The following is a 26,134-nucleotide window of genomic DNA, read 5'->3' as shown; positions in this document are numbered from 1 at the left end:
GAATGATAACGAAAAAATACGTTACACAACTATCATATGAAATTACTGGACTTGCGATAAAAGTTCATAAAACTTTAGGTCCCGGTCTATTAGAAAGCATTTATGAAGAATGCTTAAAAATTGAATTAATAAGAAATGGTTATGATGTAAAACAGCAGCTTTACACCACCATCAATTATGAGGGAGTGACGATTGAAACAAAGCTGGTAGTTGATTTGCTCGTGAACGATCTTGTCATTTTAGAACTTAAAGCAATTGAAGATATATTACCTATTCATGAGGCTCAACTCTTAACTTACATGAAAGTCCTAAAAAAACCGCAAGGACTCCTAATTAATTTTTTTACAGATAATATCACAAAATCATTGAGACCTTTTGTTAATGAATATTTTAGACAACTTCCGAACTAAACTTTTTGATTTATCAAAAATCTTAATTAAACTTAACTCCTTAATAGAATCTTAATGGTTTAAAAAAGTTCTTTCTTGAAAATTTAAAAAATAAAAATATGCTACACATAGACATCCACAGTTTCTCTTATAAAAAGGGAGGAATACCAAAAGACAGTTCAGGAAACGGAGGCGGATTTACATTCGACTGCCGAGGTATTTTAAACCCCGGAAGAGTTGAGGAATATAAAATCCAAACTGGAAACGACATCGGCGTTCAGGAATACCTGGAAACGAAAACCGATATGCCCAAATTTCTTGAATTGGTAAAAAGCATGGTTTCCATTAACATCGACAACTATTTGGGGAGAGGTTTTGAAAACCTTCAGATCAATTTCGGATGTACAGGTGGGCAACACAGATCGGTATATTCTGCAATTAAAATCGCTCATTTTATTGAAGAAAAATATGGCGAAAAAGTAGAAATCAGCCTTCATCACGATGAGCAGCACCAACTTAATCATAGGTAATCAGTAATATGCAATAAGTAACTTAGCTCCACTATTTTTATTTACACATTTAGATTACTCATTACCAATTCATTACCCACATTTATGAAGGCATTAATTTTTGCAGCAGGCAAAGGGACGCGCTTAAAACCTTTTACAGATCATCATCCGAAAGCTTTGGCTAAAGTAAATGGCATTCCGCTTTTAGAGCGAAACATTATGTATCTTAAAGGTTTCGGAATTAAAGATTTTGTGGTCAACGTACATCATTTTGGTGATCAGATCATTGACTTCCTGAAGAAAAATGATAATTTTAACTGTAATATTGAGGTTTCTGATGAATCTGAAGAACTTCTGGAAACCGGTGGCGGATTGATTTTTGCTAAAAAGTTTCTTGATCACGGAGAAGATTTTCTGATCATGAATGCCGATATTTTAACCGACATCAATATTAATAATCTTGTAGAATACCACAAGAAGATCAAAGATTTTGCTACTTTAGCAGTCTCAGACAGAGAAAGTTCGCGAAAATTACTTTTCAACGACGATCTTGTTTTAAGAGGATGGCTGAATGTACAGACCGGCGAACAGAGATTAGCTGAATTCAATAAAGGTTTTAAACCGTATGCTTTCAGTGGTGTTCACTGCATAAATCCTGTTATCTTTGATAAAATTAAGAGAAAAGGTAAATTTTCTGTAATGGAAGAATATCTAGATCTAATGCAGACAGAAAAAATTCATGGCTTTTTGCATGACAGTATTCTGATCGATGTAGGAAGGCCGGCATCTGTAATAGAAGCCGAAAAATATTTTAAATAAACAACAATGGGAATTGAAGGAAGCAGGGATGAGAGTTTACAAAATCCTGAATTAGATATCAACGAATCAATATTACAAAATAGTTTCAGACAGAAAACATGGGATGAGATCGTTACCAAAGACAGCTGGATGGTCTTTAAGATCATGGCGGAATTTGTAGACGGTTACGAAAAAATGGCCAAGATTGGTCCGTGTGTTTCTATTTTTGGTTCTGCAAGATTAAAACCTGAAAGCAAATATTACGAAATGGCAGTGGAAATTGCCGAAAAAATCACCAAAATAGGTTTTGGAATCATTACCGGTGGCGGCCCGGGAATTATGGAAGCTGGTAACAAAGGAGCCTATAATGCCGAAGGTAGATCGATTGGGCTGAATATTGACCTGCCTTTTGAACAGCATTTTAATCCGTTCATCAGTAAAATGTACTCCCTTAACTTTGATTATTTCTTTGTAAGGAAAGTGATGTTTGTGAAGTATAGCCAAGGATTTATTGTAATGCCGGGTGGCTTCGGAACTTTGGATGAACTGACGGAAGCCATTACTTTAATTCAAACCAATAAGATTGGTAAATTCCCTATTGTTTTGGTAGGATCTGAGTTTTGGGGAGGTCTTTTAGACTGGTTTAGAGAAACTTTACTAAAAGAAGGAATGATTGCAGAGAATGATTTGGAACTTTATCGTGTGGTAGATACCGCTGATGAAGCTGTAGAACATATTCGGGCTTTTTATGAGAAATATGCAGTGAATGTTAACTTTTAATTGGCATTATATTTGAGCTTTAAAGATTTACTAAGTGATTAACAATTTAGAAACTAAGATGAAAAAATTTTTATATATATCAGGTATCTTATCATTATTTGCTCTTATGAGTTTTATGACGGTAGATTTCTTCTCATCAATGACAAAAGTAGATTACATTGACGGAAGCAAAACTTTGAAATTCACGACCAAAATGAACACAAGCCATATTTCTGACGCAATCAAGATCAACCGTAGTACGGCAGGTTTTGAAGCAGAGGTAAAAAAGTACGTAAACAATAATTTTGATGTATATGTGAACAATTCTCCGAAAAATCTTACTTTCACAGGAAGTCAGGTAAGTGGAGAAACGGTATGGGTTTATTTTGAGACCGACGGTGTTTCAGATATTGGCAGTCTTAAGATTAAGAATACCATTCTTCTAAGCGCTTTTCCTAAACAAATAAATCTGGTAAATATTGCTTATAAAGGAAACCAAAAAACAATGAACTTCCAACGTGGAAAGGAAGTAAATGAGGTTACATTTTAAAAGAATAATTCCAAAAATATAAACCACCGCAGTGAGCGGTGGTTTTTTGTTTTTAAATTATCTATAATAAATAGGTTAAATTCTTTACTGAAAGTACGTATTGTAATTTTTAACTTTTAGTTTCCCGAAATCTTTACATTGTCAAGCTCCCATGTTGCTGCAGCTGATGCTGTTGATGTATACTTAAAGGCAACTTGAACATCCTTATTGATATAGTTATTTAAATTGATTTCTCCTGAACTTGTCCATGTGCTAAACAGTGATGAGTTGGTATCTAAATTTCCAGATAAAGGTGCCCAAACTGTTGTCGTGGGATTTCCTGTATAATTTTCAGTAATAAATACCTGCAGTTGATTTCCTGCATATCTTACATCTGTTTCAAATGAAAGTGATGCAGTAGAAAATCCTTGTAAAGAGACTGGCTTAGAAATTAACCAGTCTTCATTAAGATTATTAGATGAAGCAAAACCATTCATTACGGCACACGGCTTAGGATCTCCAAACTGCTGAATATTCCAAACCTGGGCTCCAGACACACTTACAGCGAACCAATTATCTGTAAGATTTCCTTCAAAACCCTCAAAGAAAAATCGTTTTCCCGTAAAATTTACGTCTTTCGTATTCCTGATAAGCATTTGCCAATCAGCAATATATCGACTTACTACAAAGGTAAGATCACCTTTTCCTTCAGGAAGAATTTCCGAACCAAATGTAGCAAAACCTGAGTTTCTAATCGAAGAAGCATTTCCTGATTGATCTACGATATTCCTGTTGGCGTCTTCGCCTACTTCTGCCACATAATTGATATACGTCTTACCCAATTCACCTGCAGCGAACTGTACATTCGAAACCTTTACCAACATATTGATATATTTTTCATTCTGGGCGATTTTTAGTGTCTGCAATTCTAGTGGCTTTATTGCAACAACTTCAAGTCCGCTCCCATTGCAAACTCCGGAAATATATCTGCTTACCAAAGATCCGGGAATTCTTCCGATGTCATAAGTAGGATCTACAGATCCCAATTTTACGACTCCGCGATCAGTACCCAATCTCAAACCTTTTGCATTGATTCTGATATGTGTTCCCACAGGAAAATCTGCGTAGTTACTCCCTTTATCAACCTCAATCTGTAATGCGGCTGTCGGATTTTCCGACTTATCCTGAAAAGAAATTGTTTTATAAAAGTTTCCGTTTTCATCTGATGACGTGACATAACCGTCAAAAATCTGATCTTTGCTGATCAGAATATATCCTGTAGATGGCGCAAATGTTTTAAATGCGGCCAGTGTAATATTGGTCTGAGCAAATTTATTAGTACAGTTTACCGGCGGAGTTTCCCACTCGTCTTTTTGTACACAAGAAGAAAAAGAAAATGCAGCAAATGCAAATCCCGTTAAGATACTTAGGTATTTTTTTTTATTCATTTGATAATGTTTAAATGTGTTTAAAATCTAAATTGAAGGTTAATAAAGTATGATCGACCTTGAGTGTACCAATATTTCGGTGCAAATAATGTAAATTCTCTATCGGTATCTTGCTTAAAATCAGGAAATTTAGCATTTCGGGTTTGTTCAAATCCTCCGGTAATGTATCTTGTGTTATCAAATACATTATTGATGCTGGCGGATATTAAAACATAATATTTTCCCATCATCCAAGATTTCCCCGCATTTACATTAAAGAAAAATGCAGAAGGTAATTTATTTGGCTCCAAAACTCTTCTCAATTCAGATTCTGTAAGATCGTAAAATGGTGTTCCGGTATTATTATTTTGAATAAACGATTCAGTTCTCAGCAATGCCGAAGGATCAAGATAATAGTCATCCAAATAATTCCAGTTCCCTCCTATCCACCAATATTTCGGTGAATTGTAGCGTGCACCTACTGAAAAAGCCTGCTGAGGCATTCCTCCCTGACGATAATTTTTGATATAAGCTTTGCCTAAACTCACATAAGAAAGTCCGTTCGAAAAAGTACCTGTGGCATCAGACGAAAAGTAAGTCAAAGGATTATTTTGATAAGTAAATTGCCCGAAGCTCGCCAATCCCTGTAGAGATAAAGTAGGGAGAACTTTCACATCAATCCCTAACTCAGCACCCAAATTTCTTTTTTTTACATCTGTCATTACTTGCGTCACAAATGCGCTTTGAACGATAGTTTGGTTACCTTGATCATCAGAGCTATTTAGCTGGATACCATCTGCGAAAAACCTTTGCACAGAAGTTTCGTTGCTGGAATTAATCATATAAGCCGTCAACCTCAATTTGACAAAGGGCGAAGAAACCACATAACTGAGATCATGAGCATTGATGACCATATTCTGAATATTTGGAGCTACTGAAGCATTAACTCTAGGATTGATAAACAGATCTTCCAAGTACGGAGACTGTGAAAAATAAGCTCCGTTGTAAACCAAAAAATTTCGACCGTCTAGTTTATAAATAGCCTGTCCTTTTATTCCATAATTCCAAAAATCATAGTTTTTGCTTTTTCCGAATGAGTCTTTGTATAAATAATGATTAAACAAACCCTCTCTGCTTGAAGATGAATAACCCGCCAATGCAGAAAAGAAAACATCAAATTTACCTGCAGAAAGTTTGACTCCCGGATTTATTTTAAATTCCTGTCTTCTGAAAATGTAGTCATACGTCATCTTGTCCCCTGTTCTCTTGGTAATATTTTCTTCGCCTTCATTAAATAATCCAGATTTTCCCGGCTGGTTTGTTGCAGCAAACGGATCTCTGTTCAAAACAAAATCTGCCCCCAAAAGGTCATTAACTTCTCTATATTGCTCAGAACGATAGTTTTGATAAGAGATATTTAATAAAAATTTGGTAGTATCCGTAAGATTATGAATGAAATGTGTTGCTGCATTGACGATTTTATCATCACTCACATCATTTACAAGATAATATAAAGCTCGTCTCCCAGTTTGTCCGTAATAATTTCCTGTAGGTTGTTGAAGATTTCTTCTATATAAATGATCCCAATTAAGCTGAGTAATATTTGGATCAGCATTTTGCCAGGCTGTAAGAGACATTTGGTAAGCGTCCTGAGATGTCGTCTGTGTACCGCTCGGTGCCAAGACCGAAGCATTAGGATCTAGAGAATCATAGTAACTTGGTAAATTTCTGTAGTAAGTTGGCGACGGATTCTGTACATTCTGCCAATCTAGCCGCGATCCCTTATCTTTTCCGAATTGGTAAGATAGAGATGTCCAAAGGCTTGATTTTGTACCGATCTTCCAAAAATCCTGAACCTGAAAAATAGGCTGAAAACCTTTTCTCACTCTTTCGCTTCTTTGCTTACCCTCCTGATATCCCCAATATGAATTGTAATGTATACCTCTGTAATCATAGACTTCCTGAGTACTCGGGCTTGATGCAGATCTTCTGTAAGGAGCCGCAATAAAATTAAACGTCATGCTGTGCTTATCATTAAACTTCTTTTCGACTCCTAAATATGCACCGTAAGCGTCATAAAAAGTACCTTCCTGAATTCCCTCTTCTGCCCATCTTCTTGCACCCATCACAGTAAAAGCCCAGCCTTTGTTATTCATTCCGGAACTGTATCTCAGAGATGTTCTGTTTCTGTAATTTCTATTGGTAAGCGATTGCGTAAACTGAAATCCCTTTCTATATTCGCTTGCCTTTGTATTTTTATAAATCACAGAACTGTTACCTCCAAAAGCATATTCTGAAGGAGCGTGATTTTGAGAGATTTCAGGATATCTGGTGATTTCATTCAGACCTCCCCAGTTACCGAAATCTACATTTCCGTTATCAGATTTAATCATGGAAACACCGTTTAAGAGTGTCTCACCCGTTCTACCGTCAATTCCTCGTGGCCTGTACCAGTAAAAACCTAAATCGAAAGCTGCTATTCTACTGAAAACATCCATCGAAGACTGCAACAATCCTACAGTTGAAGATTGGCTACTGTTGTCTTCATCATCATTACTTTCAATAAAGGCCAATCCCTGATCAGCCAATGTAAGGCTGTAACTTAAGGTAAGTACACCTAAGTCTTTTCTTTTTTCGGTGGTAACCTCGAACTCAATTGTTTTCGTTTCATAATTTGGTTTTGCAATCACCAATTCATACTGTCCGGGCATTAAATCAACAAACTGGAAATATCCGATTTTGTCTGCCGTTGCAATCTTCTCAGTTCCTTTCAGATCCAGTTCGGCCTGCTCGATTGGCTCTCCCTGTGCATCCTTTAAATAAGCAAAAACAGTGGTTTGTGCAAAGTAAAATGATGCGGGCAGCAAAGTAAAGAGGGAAACAAATGATAGTTTTTTAATCATATTTGTGTGTACTATGTTTAATAATGTAATGTTAGTTTTCAGTAGGTTAATAAATGATGAGGAGCAAATGTAACAAAAATTAACAATTAATAATTATTTAACGATAATATTTCTTAACATTGCTAAAATTCTAAATTATTCTAAAATTAAATTAAATTGTAAATAAAATAAACGTAATCAATTAAAATTTAATTATTGAAAATAATCTGAATTTAAAGATTAAATACCCATAATGTTTTTATGATGATAAAATTTTTTAAAATTATCCTGTTTGTTTTTCCGATGATTTTTTTTTCACAACAAGGAAAAATAAAAAGAGTTGCAGCCGTAGGATTTCTCAATGTTGAAAATCTTTGGGATACCATTCGTTCTGCTGACTATATTGACGGCACAAAAGATAAAACCAACCCTGCATTTCATCGGAGTATACCTTTGGATTCCGTCAAATTTCTAGAACCTGAAAAATACAGCGGACAATGGAGCGATGATTTACTGTATGGGAAAAAAGTAGTAAGATATCAAACCGGTTCTGAAGAATTCACTCCCTCAAGCCCGAAAAATTACAACACAAAAGTTTACAGGAAAAAATTAGAAAATGCAGCAAAGGTAATAGCTGATCTTGGTGCTCAATACACAAAAACGGCTCCAGTTTTGGTAGGTCTCATCGAAGTCGAAAACAGAAAGGTTATTCAGGATCTTGTGAATGAGCCAGCTTTATCAAAATATGATTATGGAATTGTGCATTACAATTCTTACGATTACAGAGGGATAGATGTCGCAATGATCTACCAAAGAAAAAGATTTACATTTACAAATTCGCTTAAAAAGGAATTGAAAGTTTTTGGTTCGGAAGGAAGAAGAGAATATACGAGAGATATATTGGTAGTTACGGGGCTGCTTGATAACGAGAAAGTTGCTATTTTCATGAATCACTGGCCATCAAGAAAAGGAGGCGAGGCAATATCTCTACCTAAAAGAAATGCCGCGGCAGCTTTATTGAAACAGCAAATGGACAGCATTAGAATAGCTGATCCTGAGACGAAGCTAATTGCCATGGGAGACTTCAACGATGATCCTGTAAGCGCAAGCTTGAAAAATTATTTAAATGCAGCCGCAAGCGAAAAAGATCTGAGTGAAGAAAAGCCCTACCTAAATCTGATGTATCCTTTATTTAAGCGCGGTATTGCTTCATTAGCTTACCAAGATGCGCCGAATTTATTTGACCAGATCATTATATCTAAAAATTTAGTTTTAGATAAAAATCCAAACGAGTACTCGGTTTTAAAGGCTGAGATTTTTGCTCCCACCTACTTAATTAATAAAGAAGGCAATTATAAAGGTTACCCTTTTAGATCATGGAACGGCGATCAATTTACAGGAGGTTATAGTGACCATTTTCCAGCATTTGTCATTTTACAGAAAGAACCATAACAGTGAATCACTATTAAAAGGAATTTTTTTATGTAACTTTATGATTATGAAAAATTTAATTTTAATAATATTCCTAATAGTTATTCCTTTCAACTCTTTTGCACAGAATATAACGAAGAGCGAAAAAGAAGAATCCGTAATGAAACCGGAGAAAAACGAAGATGGAGAGTGGGAACTGATTGTGATCGACACTCAGTTTGACTATTTTTTGAACGCTATAGCAAAACCGATTAGTCAATATTCTGAGAATTTTTTGAAAAGCAGAAATACAATGCTAGTTACAGAGTGGAATTTTTACTACAATTCTGGCAAATACAGAAATGTTATAGAATCTTCAATAGATTATGACCCGAGAGAAAAATACGGAATTAAGTTTGAATACAAGCTATATCAGGTTTTTGCATATGTTAGCTGGAACTACAAACTTAAAATGAACGGATTGAGTACTTCTGATAGTTTTAGATAAAAAAAAGGTTCAGAAAATTCTGAACCTTTTTTATCTTCAATTAAAGATAATTATTTGTTAAATAACTCTTCAACTTTGTCCCAGTTTACTACATCAAAAAAAGCAGTTACATAATCTGGTCTTCTATTTTGATAGTTTAAATAGTAAGCATGCTCCCAAACGTCTAAACCTAGAACCGGAGTTCCTTTAGTATCTGCGATCGGCATCAAAGGATTATCCTGGTTCGGAGTAGAAGTTACAGAAACAGAACCGTCTTCGTTTTTCACTAACCAAGCCCATCCAGATCCGAATCTTGTTTTTGCAGCGTCAGCAAAGTCAGTTTTGAATTTTTCAAAACCTCCGTAGTTTTCGATCGCGTTGCTTACATTTCCTACCGGAGTAGAACTTCCTCCCGGAGTTAAAATTTCCCAAAAAAGAGAGTGATTGAAGTGACCTCCACCGTTATTTCTAACTGCTGGCTTTTCTGCGCCATTTCTACAAACGTCTTCGATAGACAATTCTGAAAGATCAGTTCCTTCAATAGCTTTATTTAAATTATCAACGTAAGCCTGATGATGTTTTGAATGGTGGATTTCCATTGTTTTTGCATCAATAGTTGGCTCTAAAGCGTCGTACGAGTATCCTAATTTTGGTAATTCAAATGACATATGTTTAATTTTTAATGTTAATATGTAAATTTAGCCAATATTTAAGCCAATATCAAAAATTGCAGATTATTTTAATAAATCTTTAACATTGACAGTCTGATTGGAAAATTTAAACTTAATTCAACAAAAAAAGCACAAACCTAGATCTGTGCTTCTGTACTATATTATAATGAGTCTATCGATTCATAGACATTAGGAATTCTTCGTTGTTCAGAGTTCCTCTGATATTTTTGTTGACAAATTCCATTGCTTCGATAGGATTCATTTCTGAAAGATATTTTCTAAAAATCCACATTCTCTGCGATGTCACTTCATCCAACAATAAATCATCTCTTCTTGTGCTTGAAGACACCAAATCGATCGCAGGGTAAATTCTTCTGTTGGCAATTTTTCTGTCTAACTGAAGCTCCATGTTTCCGGTGCCTTTGAATTCTTCAAAGATCACCTCATCCATTTTAGAACCTGTATCAATCAATGCAGTTGCAATAATCGTTAAAGATCCGCCATTTTCGATTTTTCTCGCAGCACCAAAAAATCTTTTAGGCTTGTGTAAAGCATTTGCATCCACACCACCGGAAAGTACTTTTCCTGAAGCCGGAGTTACGGTATTGTAAGCTCTTGCCAATCTTGTAATTGAATCTAATAAAATAACCACATCATGACCACATTCTACCATTCTCTGAGCTTTCGCCAAAACAAGATTAGCCACTTTTACGTGTTTATCGGCAGCTTCATCAAATGTAGAAGCAATCACTTCTGCATTTACACTTCTTTCCATATCGGTAACTTCTTCCGGACGTTCGTCGATCAAAAGTACCATCATATAAACTTCAGGATGATTGGCTGCGATGGAGTTGGCAATATCTTTCAGCAACATTGTTTTACCGGTTTTCGGCTGAGCAACAATCATCGCTCTCTGACCTTTTCCGATGGGTGCAAAAAGATCTACAATTCTCGTAGACATCGTAGAATTATCTCCTGAAAGATTAAATTTCTCTTCTGGGAAAAGCGGAGTTAAATATTCGAACGCCACACGATCTTTGATAAATGCCAAATCACGTCCGTTAACTTCTGTTGGTTTTAATAATGAAAAATATTTTTCACCTTCTTTTGGTAAACGTACGATTCCTCTTACGGTATCACCAGTTTTTAAACCAAAATTTCTGATCTGTGCAGTTGAAACATACACATCATCCGGTGAAGAGATATAACTAAAATCTGATGAACGCAAAAATCCGTAGTTATCTGGTAATATCTCTAAAACACCTTCAATACTCACCATCCCATCGAAATTGAATTCTTTTCTGGATTCATTTTCTTCCTGTCTTTCAGAATTTCTGTTCTGATTTTGATTAGGATTCTGGTTTTGGTTCTGATTAGGGTTTTGGTTCTGATTGGGATTCTGATTCTGGTTAGGATTATTCTGGTTAGAATTCTGATTTTGGTTATTGTTCTGATTTCTATTTTGAGAATTTCCGGTATTTTGTGGCTGTTGAGTCTGACCTCTCTGATTAGGATTCTGACCTTGTTGCTGTTGTTGCTGTTGCGGTCTTTTAGGTCTTTCTTCTCTTGCTTGTGCAGGAGCTGCAGCGCCAACTTGAGAATCTGTATTTACAGGAGTTTCCTCTTTTGGCTGAATTTGTTCTTCAGTAGTATTTGTAGGAGTTACTCTTTTTCTTTTTTGTTTCGAAGCGTTGCTTGCAGGTCTGTCTTCAACAGCACCTTTTGCAGGCTCTTTTACGATCGCTTCTGCTACAGGTTCTTTTTCCTCTATTACTTCCTCAGTTTTAGCAGGCTCTGCTTCTGTTTTGGGAGTTTCAGTGGCAGCTTTTGGTCGTGTAGTTTTTTTTTGTGCTGGTTTTTTAGGAGCAGCTTTCACTACTTTTTCTGCTGCGGCAGGTTTTTCTTCAGTTTCAGTGTTGCTTTCTGTAGTATTGAAATAATCTTTTGCAACTTTAGGGTTAGAAGCCTGAAAATCAAGAACGGCGAAGATTTTATCATTATCCGTGCTGTTTCTTGCAACCTTAACGCCCAAATCTTTTAGGATTTTAGTCAATTCCGTTACGGATTTTGACCTTAACGTTTCTATGTTAAACATATATAAAGTAAAAATGTAATTAGTTGTGAGTAAGAAAAGTAAGTCCGGCGACTTTTGTTTTCAAGTACATTGTATATTGCAAATCTACACTTATTTTTGAATTGTGCAAAATTTATGTTATTTTTGCTCCTGAATTTAAAATTCTATGTTACAGAGAATACAAACTATTTGGATTTTGTTGTCAGTTTTAGCGGCAGCATTCCTCTATATTACAGGGCAGGATGTAGAAGTTTTCGGAAAACTTCCGATAATCAGCGCTTCGTCTATTGTCTTGGTTTTGGTGGGCGCATTCAGTTTGTTTAGCTTTAAAAACAGAAAAAGACAGATCATGCTGAATAATATCAGCATCATTATAAACGCTTTGTTGATTGGTATATTGGTGTATTGGATGCAAAACTTATCCGGAGGAATAGATTTTCCTGAGAAGGGTATTGAGCCGATTTTCCCGTCGATCGCGGTAATTTGTTTGCTTTTGGCAAATGTTTTTATCAAGAAAGATGAGAGGCTCGTAAAATCTGTAGACAGACTCCGATAACCTGACAATGATTTTTTTTGAGTAAGAACAGCTTCTGCAAAGGAGCTGTTTTTTATTTTTAACAGCAACATATTGATCATATAAGTACAGATGTTTAAGTTTTATTTTAAATTTGTCATATATAATGCAGAAGATTTATACGTAAAGTATAATTTTTAAATATGAAACATTTCATTAAAAACTGCGACAAATTCAACAAAAATAATTCTACATTATGAAAAAGATCACCTATCTCTTTTTATCATTACTATCCGTTGCCACCTTTGCACAGCAAGTATCTTCTGAGAATGTAAAAACCATTCTCTCTACGCTAGCTTCCGACGAAATGAAAGGACGCGAAATAGGAACTCCGGAAAATGATTATGCCGCAAATTATATCGCCAAATTATTCAAAGAAAACAATCTGGAATACTGTGTGGGAGATTCTTATCTCGTTCCATTTGATTATAAAGGACAAACGGTCTACAATGTTTGTGGAATCAAAAAAGGTAAATCTGAGAAAACCTTAGGTTTCTCCGGACATTTTGATCATATCGGAACGAACAAAAAACCGGGAGATAATATTTATAATGGTGCAGACGATGATGCAAGCGGTATTACCACTTTAATAGGAATTGCTGAGTATTTTAAAAATAAAAAACCCGAATTCTCAATGGTTTATATGGCATTCAACGGTGAAGAAAAAGGAATGCTTGGGTCTACTGCCATCACTGCCGATAAAAAATTAGATAAAATTTACAGCAATCTTTCTGCACTTTTTAACTTCGAAATGGTAGCCACAGAATCCGAATTTGGAAAAAACGCAGTGTTCATCACAGGCGATGAGTTCTCGGATCTTGATGAGCTTTTTAATGATCATGCAGAAAATGGTCTGAAAATATATCCTGATCCTTATGCATCTGAGCAATTATTCTACAGATCAGACAATGTAAGTTTTGTAAAGAAAAAGATCATCGCGCACTCTATATCAACTGCCGATATGAGCAAAATAAAGCATTATCATCAGGTGAATGACGATATGACGATTGTTGATCTGGAAAATCTTACGCAGATCATCAATAATTTTGGAAAAACTTTGGAGAAACTAAGTCCGAAGAACTTTAATCCGAAATACAACGATAAAGTAAAATTTAATTAAAAACGTCTCTTCATAATATTTTAATTAATTTTGCTATCCAATTTTATTGAATGAACGAATATAAAAAAATACTGAAATTCGCCAGACCTCATCAGAAATATATCTACGGAAGTTTACTTTTCAATCTGTTGTATTCTTTTTTTCAGATTGCATCTTTAGGAGCTATTCTTCCGGTTTTAGGTATGCTTTTTGGCACAATAAAGCCTACTGCATATAAAGCTGAACCGGTATATTCGGGTGATCTTGTAGATCTATTTTCTTATTTAAAAGAATATGCCAATTATACGGTACAGAATCTGGTTACACATTATGGCTCTCTAAATGTTTTGGCGTGGCTCTGTGTAATTACTGCCGTCATGTTTTTGCTGAGAAATATTTTCAGATATTTAGGATCTTATTTGCTGATCAATTATCGTGTCGGGGTTACAAAAGATCTTCGTGGTGCAATGTATCGCAAGATTTTGTCTCTGCCGGTATCTTTTTTTACGGAGAGCAGAAAAGGAGATATGATGTCTCGTATGTCTAATGATGTAGGCGAAGTAGAAGGCAACATATTGGGAAGCCTTGTAGATCTTATCAATGCACCTTTTATGCTTATCAGTACATTGATCACGCTTTTCTGGTTAAGTCCCGAAATGACGCTTTTTTCTCTATTGGTACTTCCTGTGATGGGGACGCTGATCGCATTAATAGGAAAAAGCCTTAAAAAAGATTCTCAGGAAGCCCAAAACGAAATGGGAACTATCTTTTCTATCGTAGACGAAACGCTGAAATCATCAAAGGTGATTAAAATCTTCAGTGCAGAAAAAATAATGGACAACCGCTTCATGACTTCTATGCAGAAATGGATCAACAGTTCCATCAGTCTTGGTAGAAAAAAAGAATTGGCATCGCCCATGAGTGAGTTTTTGGGATCTATCACTTTCCTTATTATTGCATGGTATGGTGGAAAACAGATCATTGTAGAACGAAGTATTTCGCCAGAAGATTTCCTTGTATTTTTAGGAATGTTTTTTCAGATTTTGCCTCCTATGAAAAGTCTGTCGTCATCTATCTCAAATATTCAGAAAGGAGAAGCTTCTTTAACGAGAGTTTTGGAAATTCTTGAAGCAGATGTAAAGATCGAGGAAGTCGCAGAGCCGGTTTCGATCTCAAATCTTGAAGCGCATATCGAATTCAAAGACATTGGTTTTTATTACGATAAATCTAATCTGATTCTTAAAAATTTCAATTTAAAGATACCAAAAGGAAAAACCGTTGCCTTAGTAGGACAAAGCGGAAGCGGAAAAACGACTATCGCCAATCTTCTGGCAAGATTTTATGATGTTTCTGAAGGTGAAATTTTAATTGACGAAACTAACATTAAACATTTAAAACTAACGGAATACAGAAAATTACTGGGAATGGTGACTCAGGAATCCGTTCTTTTCAATGATACGGTTTACAACAATATTCTGATGGGTAAACCGGAAGCTTCTAGAGACGAAGTAATTGCTGCTGCCAAAATAGCAAATGCAGATCTATTCATCACCCAACTTCCGAATGGTTATGATACCAATATTGGTGATGATGGCGGTAAACTTTCGGGCGGACAGAAGCAAAGAGTTTCTATCGCAAGAGCAGTTCTTAAAAACCCGCCCATCATGATTTTAGACGAAGCAACCTCTGCTTTAGATACAGAATCTGAAAAATTTGTACAAGATGCGCTTGAAAAAATGATGGAAAATAGAACGTCATTAGTCATTGCCCACCGACTTTCAACCATTCAGAAAGCCGACTGGATCGTAGTCATGGAAAAAGGTGATATTATGGAACAAGGAACCCACCAGGATCTTATTTTAAAACGCGGAACTTACCACAAGCTCGTAGAGCTGCAAAATTTTGATTAAATCTTTTTAATTTATTTAAAATGAATCCTATACAAGAGTACTTCTTCAGAATAAACGAGCCTGAACGAAGTACTCTTTTGTTTTTAAGACAGAAAATTTTAGATTCCGACACCGCGAACATAACGGAAACACTGAGTTTTGGGCTGCCATTTTTCAAGTATAAAAAAAAGATGCTGTGCTATTTCTATTACAGCAAAAAGCATAAAAAACATTATGTTAGTTTCTATCACGGTGATCGGCTTGATTATCCGGAGTTGCTTTCTGAAGGCAGAAAAAAGTTTAAAATATTCTTGATTAATGAAGAAGAAGATTTGCCTGTAGAATTTATTTTACGTTTGATCAGCGAAGTTAAAATGCACATCAAATAAGCTAAGTCTGGCAAAATTTATCTTCCATGAAATTACAATAATCACTTATTTAATTTTAGTTTTCTTTTCAGAAATTGTACGGAAATTATCTTAATCAAACGGTGATTCCGTCTCCTTTTTGCCATCGAGCAGATTGATATAAAATAAGACGGACTGACTTCCATTTCTCTCTTAAATGTAATTGCAAAAATTTCTCTTGAAGCAAAACCGCTTTCCTCTGCAAGATAACTGATCTTGTACTCTCTGTATTTCGGATCTTCATTAAGCTTTTCTACGATGTACTGAATCCTCAAACCATTAATGTAATTATTGAAGTTTTTACCTGTATGCAGACGAATGATCTCCGACAAATATTTAGTATTTGTATGAAGAAGATTGGCTAAATATACGCGAGTAACATCCTTTTGTAAAAATTTTTTTGATTGTTCAAATTTGTTGAGTTTTTCTAATAAAATATGCGCCGTATGATCTGTTATGATAAGAGTTTTATCAGTAGGATTTCTGATGTGACTTTTATTGCTATCAGTTTTTTCAGATTCTAAATTTCTGATAATAGTCTGATATTTTTCATGCAGTTTATCTTGATTCCTTTTATAAAAAAACCCGGTCAATAGTGCTAAAAAAAACAAACCTGCGACAATAATTAGTCCTAATTTTCTGTTATCACGTAAATTATCTGAGGCTTGTTTTTCTGTTAGAGTTTTCGCTAGAGCATTGATGCTACTGTACTCTGCATTTTCAATACTGTCATTCAGCTTGATGAATAAATCCATATATCTTGCATCACTCTCGCCGCGCAAAGTTGCAAGATTTGACTCAACTAAAGATTTATAAATATCTCTTTTTAGATATGGAGAACCGATTTGCTTTCCTAGAATTTCTGCTTTTTCAGCATAAAAGAGTGATTACTCATATTTTTTCTGACCATAATAAAGTTTGGAAAGTTCGTTGTACACAGAAGCTTCGAGCAGTTTATTTTTTACATAATTTCTATCTTTAAGAATGTCGAGAGATTTCAAAAAATACTTTTCCGAATCGTTGGTCTTGTGCAGTACATTATTCGCTTTACCAAAATTGAGATAAATCAGTGCCAACGCAGAATTTTTTCTTTCAGAATATTCCTTATCATTGTTAATATTTTGAACATTTTCAAGACTTTTATTCTGATAATAAACCACGGAATCTCCGGAGCCTTTCACCTGAAGCAAACGACTTGCTAAACCATTATTAATGAGAGATTTTTTATAGAGTTTACCATTTTTAGAGTTTATTTTTTCTGTAGCTTCTAAAGCTTTTTTAAGATGTTTAAGACTTTCATCACTAAAACCCAGCTCATTATAAGATAAACCCAAAAGGAGATGAATTCCTGAAAGATTCTCTTGATCTTCAATTTCTTGTGCGTATTTTTCTGCTTCCGTTCCCTGCTCTATAACATCTTTATATCTTCCTATGTCATAATATCCATTCATGATAAGATCATTGCTTTCAAGTATTCCTTCACCGCAATTGATCTGTTTTGAATTTCGATATGCCGTCTTTGCTAATTTTATGGTTTCATAAGGATTTTCTGATGACAGTTTTCTGGCATTTTCAATAACCTTTTTGACATCAACAACTACAATTGAATTCCCCGAAATCTTTTCATCATTTTGCTGAGAATATGCTATATGGCACATCAGACATAAGAATATGAGTAGGCATTTCATAGGTTGATCTTTATAGTTTATATAGCTGCGAGTAACTGTAAAGGTAGGGAATTGAAATTGATATTTTGATGTGAAGATTTCCGAAATTCACACAGCTCTCAAAATGATTAAAACTCTGAATAACAGATATTTAATCATCATTGATCACTAAATTGCTAATTCTGAAAATATCATTATATAAGGACATTTTCTAGATACATTTTCAGAATTTCACACATAATACACTTTCTACAGAGCTAATTTGTTTATAATATTGTAAAAATATCCCACTATGATTTAAGATATTCTAATTAAAACAACAATATCTAACGTAAAAGTTAAAATCATTTTGAATCAAACTAATAATTTCGAAACTAACTTAAAACTAAAATGATGAGAAAGAGAAAAAACAGCAAAAACTTACCTGTCTTCACGACAGTAGGATCTTTGCTGTTTTTATTTTTTTTTCTTCCAATATCTATATCTGCTTACAATAATATTCCTATTGAAGCCAGTGATTCCAACAATGTTCATCTGTCAAATAAAACAGAGATCTACATTTCTGAGGGAACAATAATTTACAATAGTCAACTCATCTATTCTCAAGGTGAAAAAGCAAGTGTAATAACAAAAACAATAAGCAGAAAACGAAGTAAAAAATCTGCAATTGTTTTTAAATTAGCTAAAAACAACATCAAAAAAACGGTTTCTGTTGCAAAGAATAAAAATATTGCTGTCACTACAGAATGTTTTAAAAGTACTCCTGCAGAGCCGATGTCTTTTTTTGCTAAAAACGGTAATTCAGGAACTCTGTTTTTACCCGTAAATAAAAAAATATATGGTTTTGAGTCAATAAAACAGATTCAAGTTTTCATTCACACAGCCTTTTTAATTGAAAATATATTTACGGTACTTTCAAATAGTAGCGATGATGTTTTTCAACAGGAAAATCACACCCGTCCTCCGCCAACAGCTTAAGTATTATCATTCTATAAAAATTTTTTATTGGTGAAAATAGGGATCATAAATGCGTAGTACATGAAATGATCCTTAATTCAGCGATATGATGAAATGATAACAATTCCATAAAAGACTCTTTAAAAACAACTATTAACCATAGAACTCTCCTTTGAAGTCCAGAACTACTTTCTGGCACAACTGATCTGTGCTGAAAGATCAATTACCATTCTATCAACTTTAAAAATTAAACAATGAATCAAAGATTTACTTTTCTCAAAGTGTTTTTTCTTATGCTTGTGTTTTTTTGCACAGCCATAAAAGCACAGTTGACCTGTACTCCCACCAACTACAATGATATTACGATAATGAATACTGCGGGAGGAACTAATGCCAGCAATGGATTAAGAATTTTACTATCAGGAGCAGGAAATCTACAGGTTTACCGTCTTGGCTCTCCACAAATCTTTAATAGCGACATGTCATTTAGTTTCTCGCCAAATACAGTTCCCGGTACTACAAACGGTATTGTCTGGATGATCGGAACTACCAAATTCAATACCGGAACTTTAAATGCATCATTTGGTGGAACCAGTTTAACTCCAGTATCAAGCGCCTGTACAAATAGCGGAAGCACTTTTCAGCATGTCATTAACTTTTCACAAACCGTTTCAGGTTTAGTTTATGGTTTAAAAGTAACGTATGATTATGTTAGCCCAAATAATTATTTAACTATCAGCTATGAAGTAACTATTCCGACTGGAGGACAACAAGTGAAAGTAGCTCAGGGATGGGATACTCTTTTGGGAAGCAGCGACCGTGGACCAGGCTTTGTAAGCGGAATTGCACCGAATTATATAATGGGTACGCAGCAGACCGTTTCAGGAAGTGTAATATATGAGGCATTCAAATACAAATCCGGACAACCGTGGTCGGGATATTATTCAGCCTTATACAGCAGTTTAAATTCAGATCTGGGAGCAGATAACGTATTTAATAATACGATAAATACTTCTTCTACCACAGATAACGGCATCGGTATTTCGGTAGATTATGGTTCTACAGCAGGCACATTCAGTAGCGTAAATGATGTGATTTTCCTTTGTAATGCACCAACGTCTGCACCAACATACAGCAGTACCAATTACACATTAGCATGCGGAGCTGCCTCCGTCAATATTGCAGCCAACTATAACGGAGTTGCTATCGGGTCTTTGCCTGCCGGAGTAACGATAAGATATCTGGATTCTTTAGGGAATATTGTGTCTACTCCTACCGCAGTTACAACTGCAGGAACTTACTACGCTATGTACGTCGATTCCAACAATGCAGACTGTACTTCACCTTCTACCACCATTACTGTCGCACAAGGTGCATGTTGTACTGCAATACCAACGGTTAATACCGCACTTTCAAACACTTGTCCTGCAACATCTGTAAATTTAAATAATGCCTACACCGGAAGCACTTCACTACCGACGGGTACAGCTTTAGAATGGCATACTGCTGCTACATCTCCTTCCGCAGGAAATCTAGTGGCAACTCCTACAGCTGTAACAACAGCAGGTACATATTATGCTTACTATCGTGATACAACAAACAATTGTTACAGCTCGGCATCTTCAGGTGTTGTTGTAACTATTGCAAATTGCTGTAATGCAGGTAACACAGCTCCTGTCATCAACTAAATACTAACAATAAGAAACAGAAGTATGAAAAATATACATCGTTTACTCTCTGTTATCATGATGTTTATTACAGTGTTTGGTTTTTCACAAACAGTGAATTTGAATACTCATGTAACAGGTACGCCGCCCACAGGCACCGTCCTGGAGTGGCATAATGCAATTCCTATCTCCTCTACAAATGTGATTACATCTGCCCAAGCTGCCGCAGCAAGCGCAGGAACATACTATGCAGTTTATTACGACAATGTAAATGCTTGCTATAGTCCATACTCAAAAGTAAAAGTTGTTACAGGAACTTGTCCTTCTACTACCTTTAACCTAACATCACTAACTTCGGGTACGGCACCTGCCGGAACGATTCTGGAATGGCATACAGCTGTCATACCAAATTCCTCAAACTTGGTTAGCAATGCAGCAGCTGTTCCTTCGGGAACCTATTATGCCGTTTACCACGACATTACAAACTCATGCTACAGTCCTGTGTCTGAACCTGTGATTGTATCTTTAAGCACAAGTTGTCTGTGTTACAAACCGGCAATAACCACAGGCGCAACATTAGACAGTAAAGTAGGAATAACATCTCTTGGAAGAGCAGGAACTACAAACATGGATAACTGGCCAATGAACCGTAAAGGTGCCTGGCTTGTAATAGAATCGAAAACAAAGGCCTTCATTCCAAACAGAGTTAAATTTAACAGCTCAAATGTACCTGTTGCAGATGACGGAGTAACTCTTGTTATTACTTCTCCCGTAGAAGGAATGATGGTATTTGATGCCACAAACAAATGCCTGAAAATGTACACCTCTACGGATGGAGGGACAACTTTCGGGTGGTTCTGTATGGCTACACAGACTTGTCCGGATTAAAAAATAAACTGTAAATATTTTTTCTAAACGATAAAAAAATGAAATACATAATATCCTTTTTCGCTTTGCTCTCTGTATTTAGTGCTAAATGCCAGATTGCAATAGGCAAACCATCAGTAACAAACACATCCGTTTCTCTGGAATTTGCAGAAACGGAAAATCGGGGATTAATTCTACCTTACATCACTGATAAAAGTAGCATTAATACATTGGGTTCACTTTTTTATGATACGACAGATCATAAAGTTAAACTTCTAAGTGATACAAATACCTTGTTTGATTTTTCTGTTGATACAACAGGAACGGCAGATCTGTCAATTCAGGGAAACGACAAAACTGAGCTTTCTACATCCAAAATTGCAATAGGTGTCAATAGTTCTTCGGACGCTTCAACAGGTATTTTCGTTTTGGCAGATAGCGATAAAGCGATGGTTTTGCCGAAAGTTCAGAGTCCGCATCTTAACATCGTTAATCCAAGTGCAGGAATGATGGTTTATGATAAAAATAAGCGACAGCTCGCAATATTTAACGGAACAGTATGGTCCTTTTGGAAACCGTGATATTCGATGAAAGCTTTCAATGCTAAGAATATTTTAAATAATTAAAAATAAAGAAATACACAGACTGATATTCCCTCAATATTCAATGCATTCTGAAAATTCAGATGTTTAAGTTTTTTATTAAAGTAAAACCGCCTCTTACGAAGCGGTTTTATTGATTTATCAGTATTGATATTAATCTCTCATTTTAGCAATCACATCGATTCCGCCTTTGGTTTTATCTCCAATCTTACAGATTATTTCGGTGTCGAGAGGCAAGAATATATCCATTCTTGATCCGAATTTTATAAAGCCAAATTCGTGTCCCGCTTTGGCAGCATCACCTTCATTACAATAGAAAACAATCCTTCTTGCGACATACCCAGCGATTTGTCTGAAAACTACTTTATGATTGGTTAAACTTTCTACAGCAATGGTGGTTCTTTCATTTTCGGTCGAAGATTTTTCATGCCAAGCAACCAGATATTTTCCCGGATGATATTTTTTATAAATAACATTTCCCGAAACCGGAAATCTGCAAATGTGTACATTCAGAGGAGACATAAAGATAGACACCTGTATGGCTTTTTCCTTTAAAAACTCAGTTTCTTCTACTTCTTTGATCATGACCACTTTTCCGTCCACAGGAGCAATTACATTCTCTGTGTGATCTAAAATATCACGATTCGGAACTCTGAAAAACCAAAAAACCAAACAGTAAATAATCAATAATGGGATAATGATCAATAAAGACCACATTTCGAGGAAGTAAATAGATAGAGCCGCTATCACAGCAAAAACCAGACTTGCTACGATAATCGTTCCTTTTGATTCCTTATGTAATTTCATATGAGGATATTAATTTTTATATTTCTTGAGGTGAGATAATGTCAATATAAATTGCGCAACATCATCAGTTTTAAATAAATTTTTCTAAAATAAAGTACAAATATACGACAGGAACGCAGATTAAAAAACTGTCTAGCCTATCTAATACACCACCATGCCCGGGAATGATATTTCCACTGTCTTTAGCGCCAAAAGTTCTTTTCAATTGGCTTTCAACCAAATCACCCAAAGGAGCAAATGCGGCAATCAGAAAGCCAACAATCATCCAGTTTCCGCGAAGTTGTGGCTGATACATTTCAACAAAATAAGAAAGAACCAAAGTAAGAACTACTCCTCCGGCATAACCTTCCCATGTTTTTTTTGGGGAAATTTTGGGAGCCATTTTATGCTTTCCAAAAAACTTTCCGACCAGATAAGCAAATGTGTCGCTGCTCCAGATTAATATAAAAAGGAAGATAACTTCTAACGAAAAACTGCTGTCATAAGAGGAAAATTTAGGCAATCCCAAAGCAAAAGAAAATGGTAGCGCAACATATATTACAGTAAAAATAAGTTTGCCGCTGTCAAAATAAAGTTCGCTTGTAAATTTAAATAACGTGACTACCGCAATTACGACTAACGCAAGCGCAAGTATTTCTGAAAGTCTGAAATTGAAATAGAAGTCGTGATAAAAAAACCTTTTCGAAAACATGTAAAAGATCAAAAGTACGATTGGCAGGACGATCCATTTTTCGTAGCCGTCACCAAATTTCATGATTTTGATACATTCCCAGGTTCCTACCAACAAAAGAAAAGTGATTAATCCGTAATAAAGGTATTGCTGCTTTACAAGCCCGGGCGACAGTTGATCCAGAAGCTGAGCTCCAAAAGGGGTTGTACAGAGAATAATGATTGCAATGTAAACAATCCCTGAAACAGTTCTCTGAATAAGATTTTTGTCCAAAATTTAAAATTTAGAATATTTCTAGTCTTCCAACAGCAATAGGAAAAGCTTTGTATTGTTATTGGCTGCGGTATCTAGTTTAGAATGATTTCCACTGATGGAGGTAAGATTTTTTATATTTCCTGTACGTTTTATCTTCCCCATCGCATCGTTTAGGTTGTTGACGATCTGAGAAACGTTGGCCATAATAATTATTTTTGATGGCAATCTGGAAGAATGATAATGCAGAATATTATTATGCGACAGCATGATTCTGCCATCGTAAGCGATTAAATATTCACAAGTAATAAACGCGGCGTCATTACCTGCTTCAAGTTGTGGGGTGTGAGGAACTTTTACAACATTCAAAAAATTCTGCAAATCTTTATCACAAGAGAAAACCGAGGTAATTCCTTCTATTTTGATGATTTGATTCAGTGTCTGCAAAGCTTCTGCCTCGTCCGCACAATAATTAAAAAATCCGCCGGAATGTGTAAACAATTGGGCAAACTTATAATCAAGATCTGCATTTTTCAGCGAATCCCCTAGTTTTTCCAGACTTTGCTTGTCTTCTTCCTCAGGCTGATTGGTTAGTTTGCTTACAATTCTCTTAAATAAACTCAACTTAATGTTTTTTTAGTCAACTTTATACAAAAATAGAAAATTAATTAGAATTGCTTCTAATAATATCACTTTAAAATCAAAAAACCCGGTAATTAAAAAATTGCCGGGTTATATTGAATTGAATTTAAATATTTTAAAGCTGTGCAGGACTTTCTGGTGCCTGAATCTCGCTTTCTTCTATCTTCTCATGCAAAGGAATGGTATTGGTCACCGGCCTTTCTGTTAATTCCGGATCCCATGCTCTTTTGCCGAATATATCTTCAAGATCTTCGCGGAAAATTACTTCTTTTTCCAGAAGTTTATTTGCCAAAGCATCCAACTTATCTTTATTCTCAGTAAGAATTCTTACCGCTCTTTCATATTGATGCTCAATAATTGTCTTTATCTCTGTATCAATTTTAGATGCAGTAGCTTCAGAATAAGGTTTACCGAAGTTATATTCTGACTGACCTGAACTGTCGTAATAAGAAATATTTCCAATATTTGGACTCAATCCGTAGATCGTAACCATCGCCTGAGCTCTTTTGGTAACCGTCTCAAGATCTGAAAGTGCACCTGTAGAAATATTATTAAAAATCACCTGCTCTGCTGCTCTACCTCCTAAAGTTGCACACATCTCGTCTAGCATTTGTTCTGTAGTAGTCAGCTGTCTTTCTTCAGGAAGATACCAAGCCGCACCCAATGAACGTCCTCTTGGGACAATTGTAACTTTCAATAAAGGAGAAGCGTGCTCTACCAACCAAGAAATTGTTGCATGACCAGCCTCATGGAAAGCCACTCTTTTTTTCTCAGATGGCTTAATCGCCATATTTTTCTTCTCAAGACCACCGATAATTCTATCAACAGCATCTAAGAAATCTTGTTTGTTTACAGATTCATGGCTGTTTCTAGCTGCAATTAATGCTGCCTCGTTACAAACATTGGCAATATCTGCTCCACTGAAACCAGGAGTTTGTTTTGCTAAGAAATCTCTGTCAACCGTATCATCTAATTTGATTTTCTTTAAATGAACATCAAAAATCTCTCTTCTTTCATGCAATTCCGGAAGGTCAACATAAACTGAACGGTCAAAACGGCCGGCTCTCATTAATGCTTTATCCAAAATATCTGCTCTGTTTGTTGCAGCCATTACGATTACATTCACGTCGGTTCCGAAACCGTCCATTTCTGTAAGTAATTGGTTTAATGTATTTTCTCTTTCGTCGTTGCCACCAGAAAAGTTATTCTTCCCTCTTGCACGTCCGATAGCGTCAATCTCATCAATAAAGATAATTGCAGGAGATTTAGCTTTTGCCTGAGCAAACAAATCTCTTACTCTCGAAGCACCTACCCCAACAAACATTTCAACAAAATCTGAACCTGACAATGAGAAGAAAGGAACTTTAGCTTCACCCGCCACAGCTTTCGCCAATAAGGTTTTACCTGTTCCCGGAGGACCAACTAATAAAACACCTTTAGGAATTTTACCTCCCAGTTTTGTGTATTTTTCAGAGTTTTTCAAGAAATCTACAACTTCCTGTACCTCTTCTTTTGCTCCTTCTAATCCTGCAACATCTTTAAATGTTGTCTGAATTTTTTCTTTCTCGTCAAACAATTTGGCTTTAGATTTTCCGATAGAGAAAATTTGTCCTCCAGGGCCTCCACCGCCTCCCATTTTTCTGAAAAGGATAAAGTAGAATAAACCTAAAATCGCGATCCAGATCAAAGCTGAAAATAATATTTCTGTAAACGGACTTTTACCGTCTGCATAATCTTTTGATGTTTTTATCGCCGGATTATCTTTTTTAATAGATTCAAATTTCTCTAAAAAAAGCTGTAAATCACCATATTTCAGGCTATAATCAGCTTTTGAAGACATCCCTAAATTTGAAAAAGGATTTGTTTTGTCTTCTTTCTTTACCGTTGCTGTTTTGGCAGCCTGGGTCAAAAATACGTCTGCTTTCTGAGCCTGTTTATCAATCAACACATTCTGAACTTTTCCCGTCTGCATTTCTCTAAAGAAAGCATCTTCGTCAATAGTTTTTGCATTGTTGTCACCCAAAAAATTTGAGGCAAAAAATAACAAAAGGGCAATTATTGCGATTGGAAAAAACCAGTTAAATCCTTTATTATTCATT

General features: G+C 35.5%; 25 protein-coding genes. 15 read left to right on the top strand and 10 right to left on the bottom strand.

Annotation, left to right across the window (positions count from 1 at the left end; all coding sequences use genetic code 11):
- The first annotated feature begins 5 nt into the window (after nucleotides 1-5).
- The 5 genes from PGH12_RS13670 (at nucleotide 6) to PGH12_RS13650 (ending at nucleotide 3,005) form a co-directional block, all read left to right on the top strand.
- Entirely contained in the window at nucleotides 6-410 is a 405-nt protein-coding gene (locus PGH12_RS13670) for a GxxExxY protein (protein WP_267596928.1), read from the top strand.
- Nucleotides 411-508: 98 nt separating this feature from the next.
- Nucleotides 509-919, top strand: a complete 411-nt coding sequence (locus PGH12_RS13665) for a RapZ C-terminal domain-containing protein (RefSeq protein ID WP_267596331.1) — start codon at nucleotides 509-511, stop codon at nucleotides 917-919.
- A gap of 84 nt (nucleotides 920-1,003) precedes the next feature.
- A complete protein-coding gene (locus PGH12_RS13660; protein WP_267596332.1) occupies nucleotides 1,004-1,717 on the top strand; it encodes a nucleotidyltransferase family protein in 714 nt (237 codons plus the stop codon).
- A 6-nt stretch (nucleotides 1,718-1,723) separates the two neighbouring features.
- Nucleotides 1,724-2,476, top strand: a complete 753-nt coding sequence (locus PGH12_RS13655; protein WP_267596333.1) for an LOG family protein — start codon at nucleotides 1,724-1,726, stop codon at nucleotides 2,474-2,476.
- A 58-nt stretch (nucleotides 2,477-2,534) separates the two neighbouring features.
- The gene (locus PGH12_RS13650) at nucleotides 2,535-3,005 is read left to right on the top strand and encodes a DUF6702 family protein (protein WP_267596334.1); all 471 of its coding nucleotides are present in this window, start codon (nucleotides 2,535-2,537) and stop codon (nucleotides 3,003-3,005) included.
- Nucleotides 3,006-3,121: 116 nt separating this feature from the next.
- Here PGH12_RS13650 and PGH12_RS13645 read toward each other — a convergent pair whose 3' ends face one another.
- Nucleotides 3,122-4,432, bottom strand: coding sequence for a M949_1556 family lipoprotein (locus PGH12_RS13645; protein WP_267596335.1), 1,311 nt, complete (start codon nucleotides 4,430-4,432; stop codon nucleotides 3,122-3,124).
- Between the two features lie 20 nt (nucleotides 4,433-4,452).
- Complete coding sequence (locus PGH12_RS13640; protein WP_267596336.1) at nucleotides 4,453-7,314, bottom strand: carboxypeptidase regulatory-like domain-containing protein; 2,862 nt, start codon at nucleotides 7,312-7,314, stop codon at nucleotides 4,453-4,455.
- Between the two features lie 240 nt (nucleotides 7,315-7,554).
- Here PGH12_RS13640 and PGH12_RS13635 point away from each other — a divergent pair, with 240 nt between their 5' ends.
- Nucleotides 7,555-8,745, top strand: coding sequence for an endonuclease/exonuclease/phosphatase family protein (locus tag PGH12_RS13635; RefSeq protein WP_442867811.1), 1,191 nt, complete (start codon nucleotides 7,555-7,557; stop codon nucleotides 8,743-8,745).
- Between the two features lie 46 nt (nucleotides 8,746-8,791).
- Nucleotides 8,792-9,211 (top strand): DUF6146 family protein, encoded by a 420-nt coding sequence (locus tag PGH12_RS13630; RefSeq protein WP_267596338.1) that lies wholly within the window; start codon nucleotides 8,792-8,794, stop codon nucleotides 9,209-9,211.
- Between the two features lie 50 nt (nucleotides 9,212-9,261).
- On the opposite strand, the gene PGH12_RS13625 is transcribed toward PGH12_RS13630, so the two are convergent.
- Both PGH12_RS13625 and rho read right to left on the bottom strand, forming a co-directional pair.
- Complete coding sequence (locus PGH12_RS13625) at nucleotides 9,262-9,858, bottom strand: superoxide dismutase (RefSeq protein ID WP_267596339.1); 597 nt, start codon at nucleotides 9,856-9,858, stop codon at nucleotides 9,262-9,264.
- 175 nt (nucleotides 9,859-10,033) lie between these two features.
- Nucleotides 10,034-11,956, bottom strand: a complete 1,923-nt coding sequence (gene rho / locus PGH12_RS13620) for a transcription termination factor Rho (protein ID WP_267596340.1) — start codon at nucleotides 11,954-11,956, stop codon at nucleotides 10,034-10,036.
- Between the two features lie 145 nt (nucleotides 11,957-12,101).
- Between rho and PGH12_RS13615 the strand changes: the two genes are divergently transcribed.
- The 4 genes from PGH12_RS13615 to PGH12_RS13600 all read left to right on the top strand — a co-directional run bounded on the left by PGH12_RS13615 (nucleotide 12,102) and on the right by PGH12_RS13600 (nucleotide 15,886).
- Nucleotides 12,102-12,491 (top strand): DUF4293 domain-containing protein, encoded by a 390-nt coding sequence (locus PGH12_RS13615; RefSeq protein WP_267596341.1) that lies wholly within the window; start codon nucleotides 12,102-12,104, stop codon nucleotides 12,489-12,491.
- 214 nt (nucleotides 12,492-12,705) lie between these two features.
- Nucleotides 12,706-13,629 (top strand): M28 family peptidase, encoded by a 924-nt coding sequence (locus PGH12_RS13610; RefSeq protein WP_267596342.1) that lies wholly within the window; start codon nucleotides 12,706-12,708, stop codon nucleotides 13,627-13,629.
- A 50-nt stretch (nucleotides 13,630-13,679) separates the two neighbouring features.
- The gene (locus PGH12_RS13605; RefSeq protein WP_267596343.1) at nucleotides 13,680-15,518 is read left to right on the top strand and encodes an ABC transporter ATP-binding protein; all 1,839 of its coding nucleotides are present in this window, start codon (nucleotides 13,680-13,682) and stop codon (nucleotides 15,516-15,518) included.
- A 20-nt stretch (nucleotides 15,519-15,538) separates the two neighbouring features.
- Complete coding sequence (locus PGH12_RS13600; protein WP_267596344.1) at nucleotides 15,539-15,886, top strand: DUF1801 domain-containing protein; 348 nt, start codon at nucleotides 15,539-15,541, stop codon at nucleotides 15,884-15,886.
- A gap of 41 nt (nucleotides 15,887-15,927) precedes the next feature.
- On the opposite strand, the gene PGH12_RS13595 is transcribed toward PGH12_RS13600, so the two are convergent.
- Both PGH12_RS13595 and PGH12_RS13590 read right to left on the bottom strand, forming a co-directional pair.
- Nucleotides 15,928-16,659 (bottom strand): helix-turn-helix domain-containing protein, encoded by a 732-nt coding sequence (locus tag PGH12_RS13595; protein ID WP_271286772.1) that lies wholly within the window; start codon nucleotides 16,657-16,659, stop codon nucleotides 15,928-15,930.
- Between the two features lie 132 nt (nucleotides 16,660-16,791).
- Nucleotides 16,792-17,592, bottom strand: a complete 801-nt coding sequence (locus PGH12_RS13590; protein ID WP_267596346.1) for a hypothetical protein — start codon at nucleotides 17,590-17,592, stop codon at nucleotides 16,792-16,794.
- A 372-nt stretch (nucleotides 17,593-17,964) separates the two neighbouring features.
- Here PGH12_RS13590 and PGH12_RS13585 point away from each other — a divergent pair, with 372 nt between their 5' ends.
- From PGH12_RS13585 to PGH12_RS13570, 4 genes are all read left to right on the top strand, one after another.
- Nucleotides 17,965-18,549: a hypothetical protein gene (locus PGH12_RS13585; protein ID WP_267596347.1), complete on the top strand. Its 585-nt coding sequence runs from the start codon at nucleotides 17,965-17,967 to the stop codon at nucleotides 18,547-18,549.
- Between the two features lie 233 nt (nucleotides 18,550-18,782).
- Entirely contained in the window at nucleotides 18,783-20,216 is a 1,434-nt protein-coding gene (locus PGH12_RS13580) for a hypothetical protein (RefSeq protein WP_267596348.1), read from the top strand.
- 24 nt (nucleotides 20,217-20,240) lie between these two features.
- Complete coding sequence (locus PGH12_RS13575; RefSeq protein ID WP_267596349.1) at nucleotides 20,241-21,083, top strand: hypothetical protein; 843 nt, start codon at nucleotides 20,241-20,243, stop codon at nucleotides 21,081-21,083.
- A gap of 38 nt (nucleotides 21,084-21,121) precedes the next feature.
- Nucleotides 21,122-21,643: a phage tail-like protein gene (locus PGH12_RS13570; protein ID WP_267596350.1), complete on the top strand. Its 522-nt coding sequence runs from the start codon at nucleotides 21,122-21,124 to the stop codon at nucleotides 21,641-21,643.
- Nucleotides 21,644-21,817: 174 nt separating this feature from the next.
- Here the strand turns inward: PGH12_RS13570 and PGH12_RS13565 are convergent, their stop codons facing one another.
- The 4 genes from PGH12_RS13565 to ftsH all read right to left on the bottom strand — a co-directional run bounded on the left by PGH12_RS13565 (nucleotide 21,818) and on the right by ftsH (nucleotide 26,133).
- Nucleotides 21,818-22,471 carry a phosphatidylserine decarboxylase family protein gene (locus PGH12_RS13565; protein WP_267596351.1) on the bottom strand — a complete coding sequence of 218 codons (654 nt, stop codon included), beginning with the start codon at nucleotides 22,469-22,471 and terminating at the stop codon, nucleotides 21,818-21,820.
- Nucleotides 22,472-22,541: 70 nt separating this feature from the next.
- On the bottom strand, nucleotides 22,542-23,414 hold the full coding sequence (locus PGH12_RS13560; protein ID WP_267596352.1) for a phosphatidate cytidylyltransferase: 873 nt from the start codon (nucleotides 23,412-23,414) through the stop codon (nucleotides 22,542-22,544).
- Between the two features lie 21 nt (nucleotides 23,415-23,435).
- Nucleotides 23,436-24,017, bottom strand: a complete 582-nt coding sequence (locus PGH12_RS13555; RefSeq protein WP_267596353.1) for an LUD domain-containing protein — start codon at nucleotides 24,015-24,017, stop codon at nucleotides 23,436-23,438.
- 133 nt (nucleotides 24,018-24,150) lie between these two features.
- The gene (gene ftsH, locus PGH12_RS13550) at nucleotides 24,151-26,133 is read right to left on the bottom strand and encodes an ATP-dependent zinc metalloprotease FtsH (RefSeq protein ID WP_267596354.1); all 1,983 of its coding nucleotides are present in this window, start codon (nucleotides 26,131-26,133) and stop codon (nucleotides 24,151-24,153) included.
- Nucleotide 26,134: the final 1 nt, after the last annotated feature.

The organism is Chryseobacterium sp. CY350, from assembly GCF_027945075.1.
In the GTDB taxonomy this organism is placed as follows: domain Bacteria; phylum Bacteroidota; class Bacteroidia; order Flavobacteriales; family Weeksellaceae; genus Chryseobacterium.
This window is presented reverse-complemented; position numbering and strand designations above follow the sequence as displayed.

Coding starts and splice junctions, on each gene's coding strand:
- PGH12_RS13655 (WP_267596333.1), top strand. CDS start 1,724: ATGGGAATTGAAGGAAGCAGGGATGAGAGTTTACAAAATCCTGAATTA.
- PGH12_RS13605 (WP_267596343.1), top strand. CDS start 13,680: ATGAACGAATATAAAAAAATACTGAAATTCGCCAGACCTCATCAGAAA.
- PGH12_RS13625 (WP_267596339.1), bottom strand. CDS start 9,858: ATGTCATTTGAATTACCAAAATTAGGATACTCGTACGACGCTTTAGAG.
- PGH12_RS13575 (WP_267596349.1), top strand. CDS start 20,241: ATGAAAAATATACATCGTTTACTCTCTGTTATCATGATGTTTATTACA.
- PGH12_RS13565 (WP_267596351.1), bottom strand. CDS start 22,471: ATGAAATTACATAAGGAATCAAAAGGAACGATTATCGTAGCAAGTCTG.
- PGH12_RS13650 (WP_267596334.1), top strand. CDS start 2,535: ATGAAAAAATTTTTATATATATCAGGTATCTTATCATTATTTGCTCTT.
- PGH12_RS13580 (WP_267596348.1), top strand. CDS start 18,783: ATGAATCAAAGATTTACTTTTCTCAAAGTGTTTTTTCTTATGCTTGTG.
- PGH12_RS13585 (WP_267596347.1), top strand. CDS start 17,965: ATGAGAAAGAGAAAAAACAGCAAAAACTTACCTGTCTTCACGACAGTA.
- PGH12_RS13590 (WP_267596346.1), bottom strand. CDS start 17,592: ATGAAATGCCTACTCATATTCTTATGTCTGATGTGCCATATAGCATAT.
- rho (WP_267596340.1), bottom strand. CDS start 11,956: ATGTTTAACATAGAAACGTTAAGGTCAAAATCCGTAACGGAATTGACT.
- ftsH (WP_267596354.1), bottom strand. CDS start 26,133: ATGAATAATAAAGGATTTAACTGGTTTTTTCCAATCGCAATAATTGCC.
- PGH12_RS13640 (WP_267596336.1), bottom strand. CDS start 7,314: ATGATTAAAAAACTATCATTTGTTTCCCTCTTTACTTTGCTGCCCGCA.
- PGH12_RS13660 (WP_267596332.1), top strand. CDS start 1,004: ATGAAGGCATTAATTTTTGCAGCAGGCAAAGGGACGCGCTTAAAACCT.
- PGH12_RS13665 (WP_267596331.1), top strand. CDS start 509: ATGCTACACATAGACATCCACAGTTTCTCTTATAAAAAGGGAGGAATA.
- PGH12_RS13645 (WP_267596335.1), bottom strand. CDS start 4,432: ATGAATAAAAAAAAATACCTAAGTATCTTAACGGGATTTGCATTTGCT.
- PGH12_RS13615 (WP_267596341.1), top strand. CDS start 12,102: ATGTTACAGAGAATACAAACTATTTGGATTTTGTTGTCAGTTTTAGCG.
- PGH12_RS13595 (WP_271286772.1), bottom strand. CDS start 16,659: ATGGATTTATTCATCAAGCTGAATGACAGTATTGAAAATGCAGAGTAC.
- PGH12_RS13630 (WP_267596338.1), top strand. CDS start 8,792: ATGAAAAATTTAATTTTAATAATATTCCTAATAGTTATTCCTTTCAAC.
- PGH12_RS13610 (WP_267596342.1), top strand. CDS start 12,706: ATGAAAAAGATCACCTATCTCTTTTTATCATTACTATCCGTTGCCACC.
- PGH12_RS13570 (WP_267596350.1), top strand. CDS start 21,122: ATGAAATACATAATATCCTTTTTCGCTTTGCTCTCTGTATTTAGTGCT.
- PGH12_RS13635 (WP_442867811.1), top strand. CDS start 7,555: ATGATGATAAAATTTTTTAAAATTATCCTGTTTGTTTTTCCGATGATT.
- PGH12_RS13600 (WP_267596344.1), top strand. CDS start 15,539: ATGAATCCTATACAAGAGTACTTCTTCAGAATAAACGAGCCTGAACGA.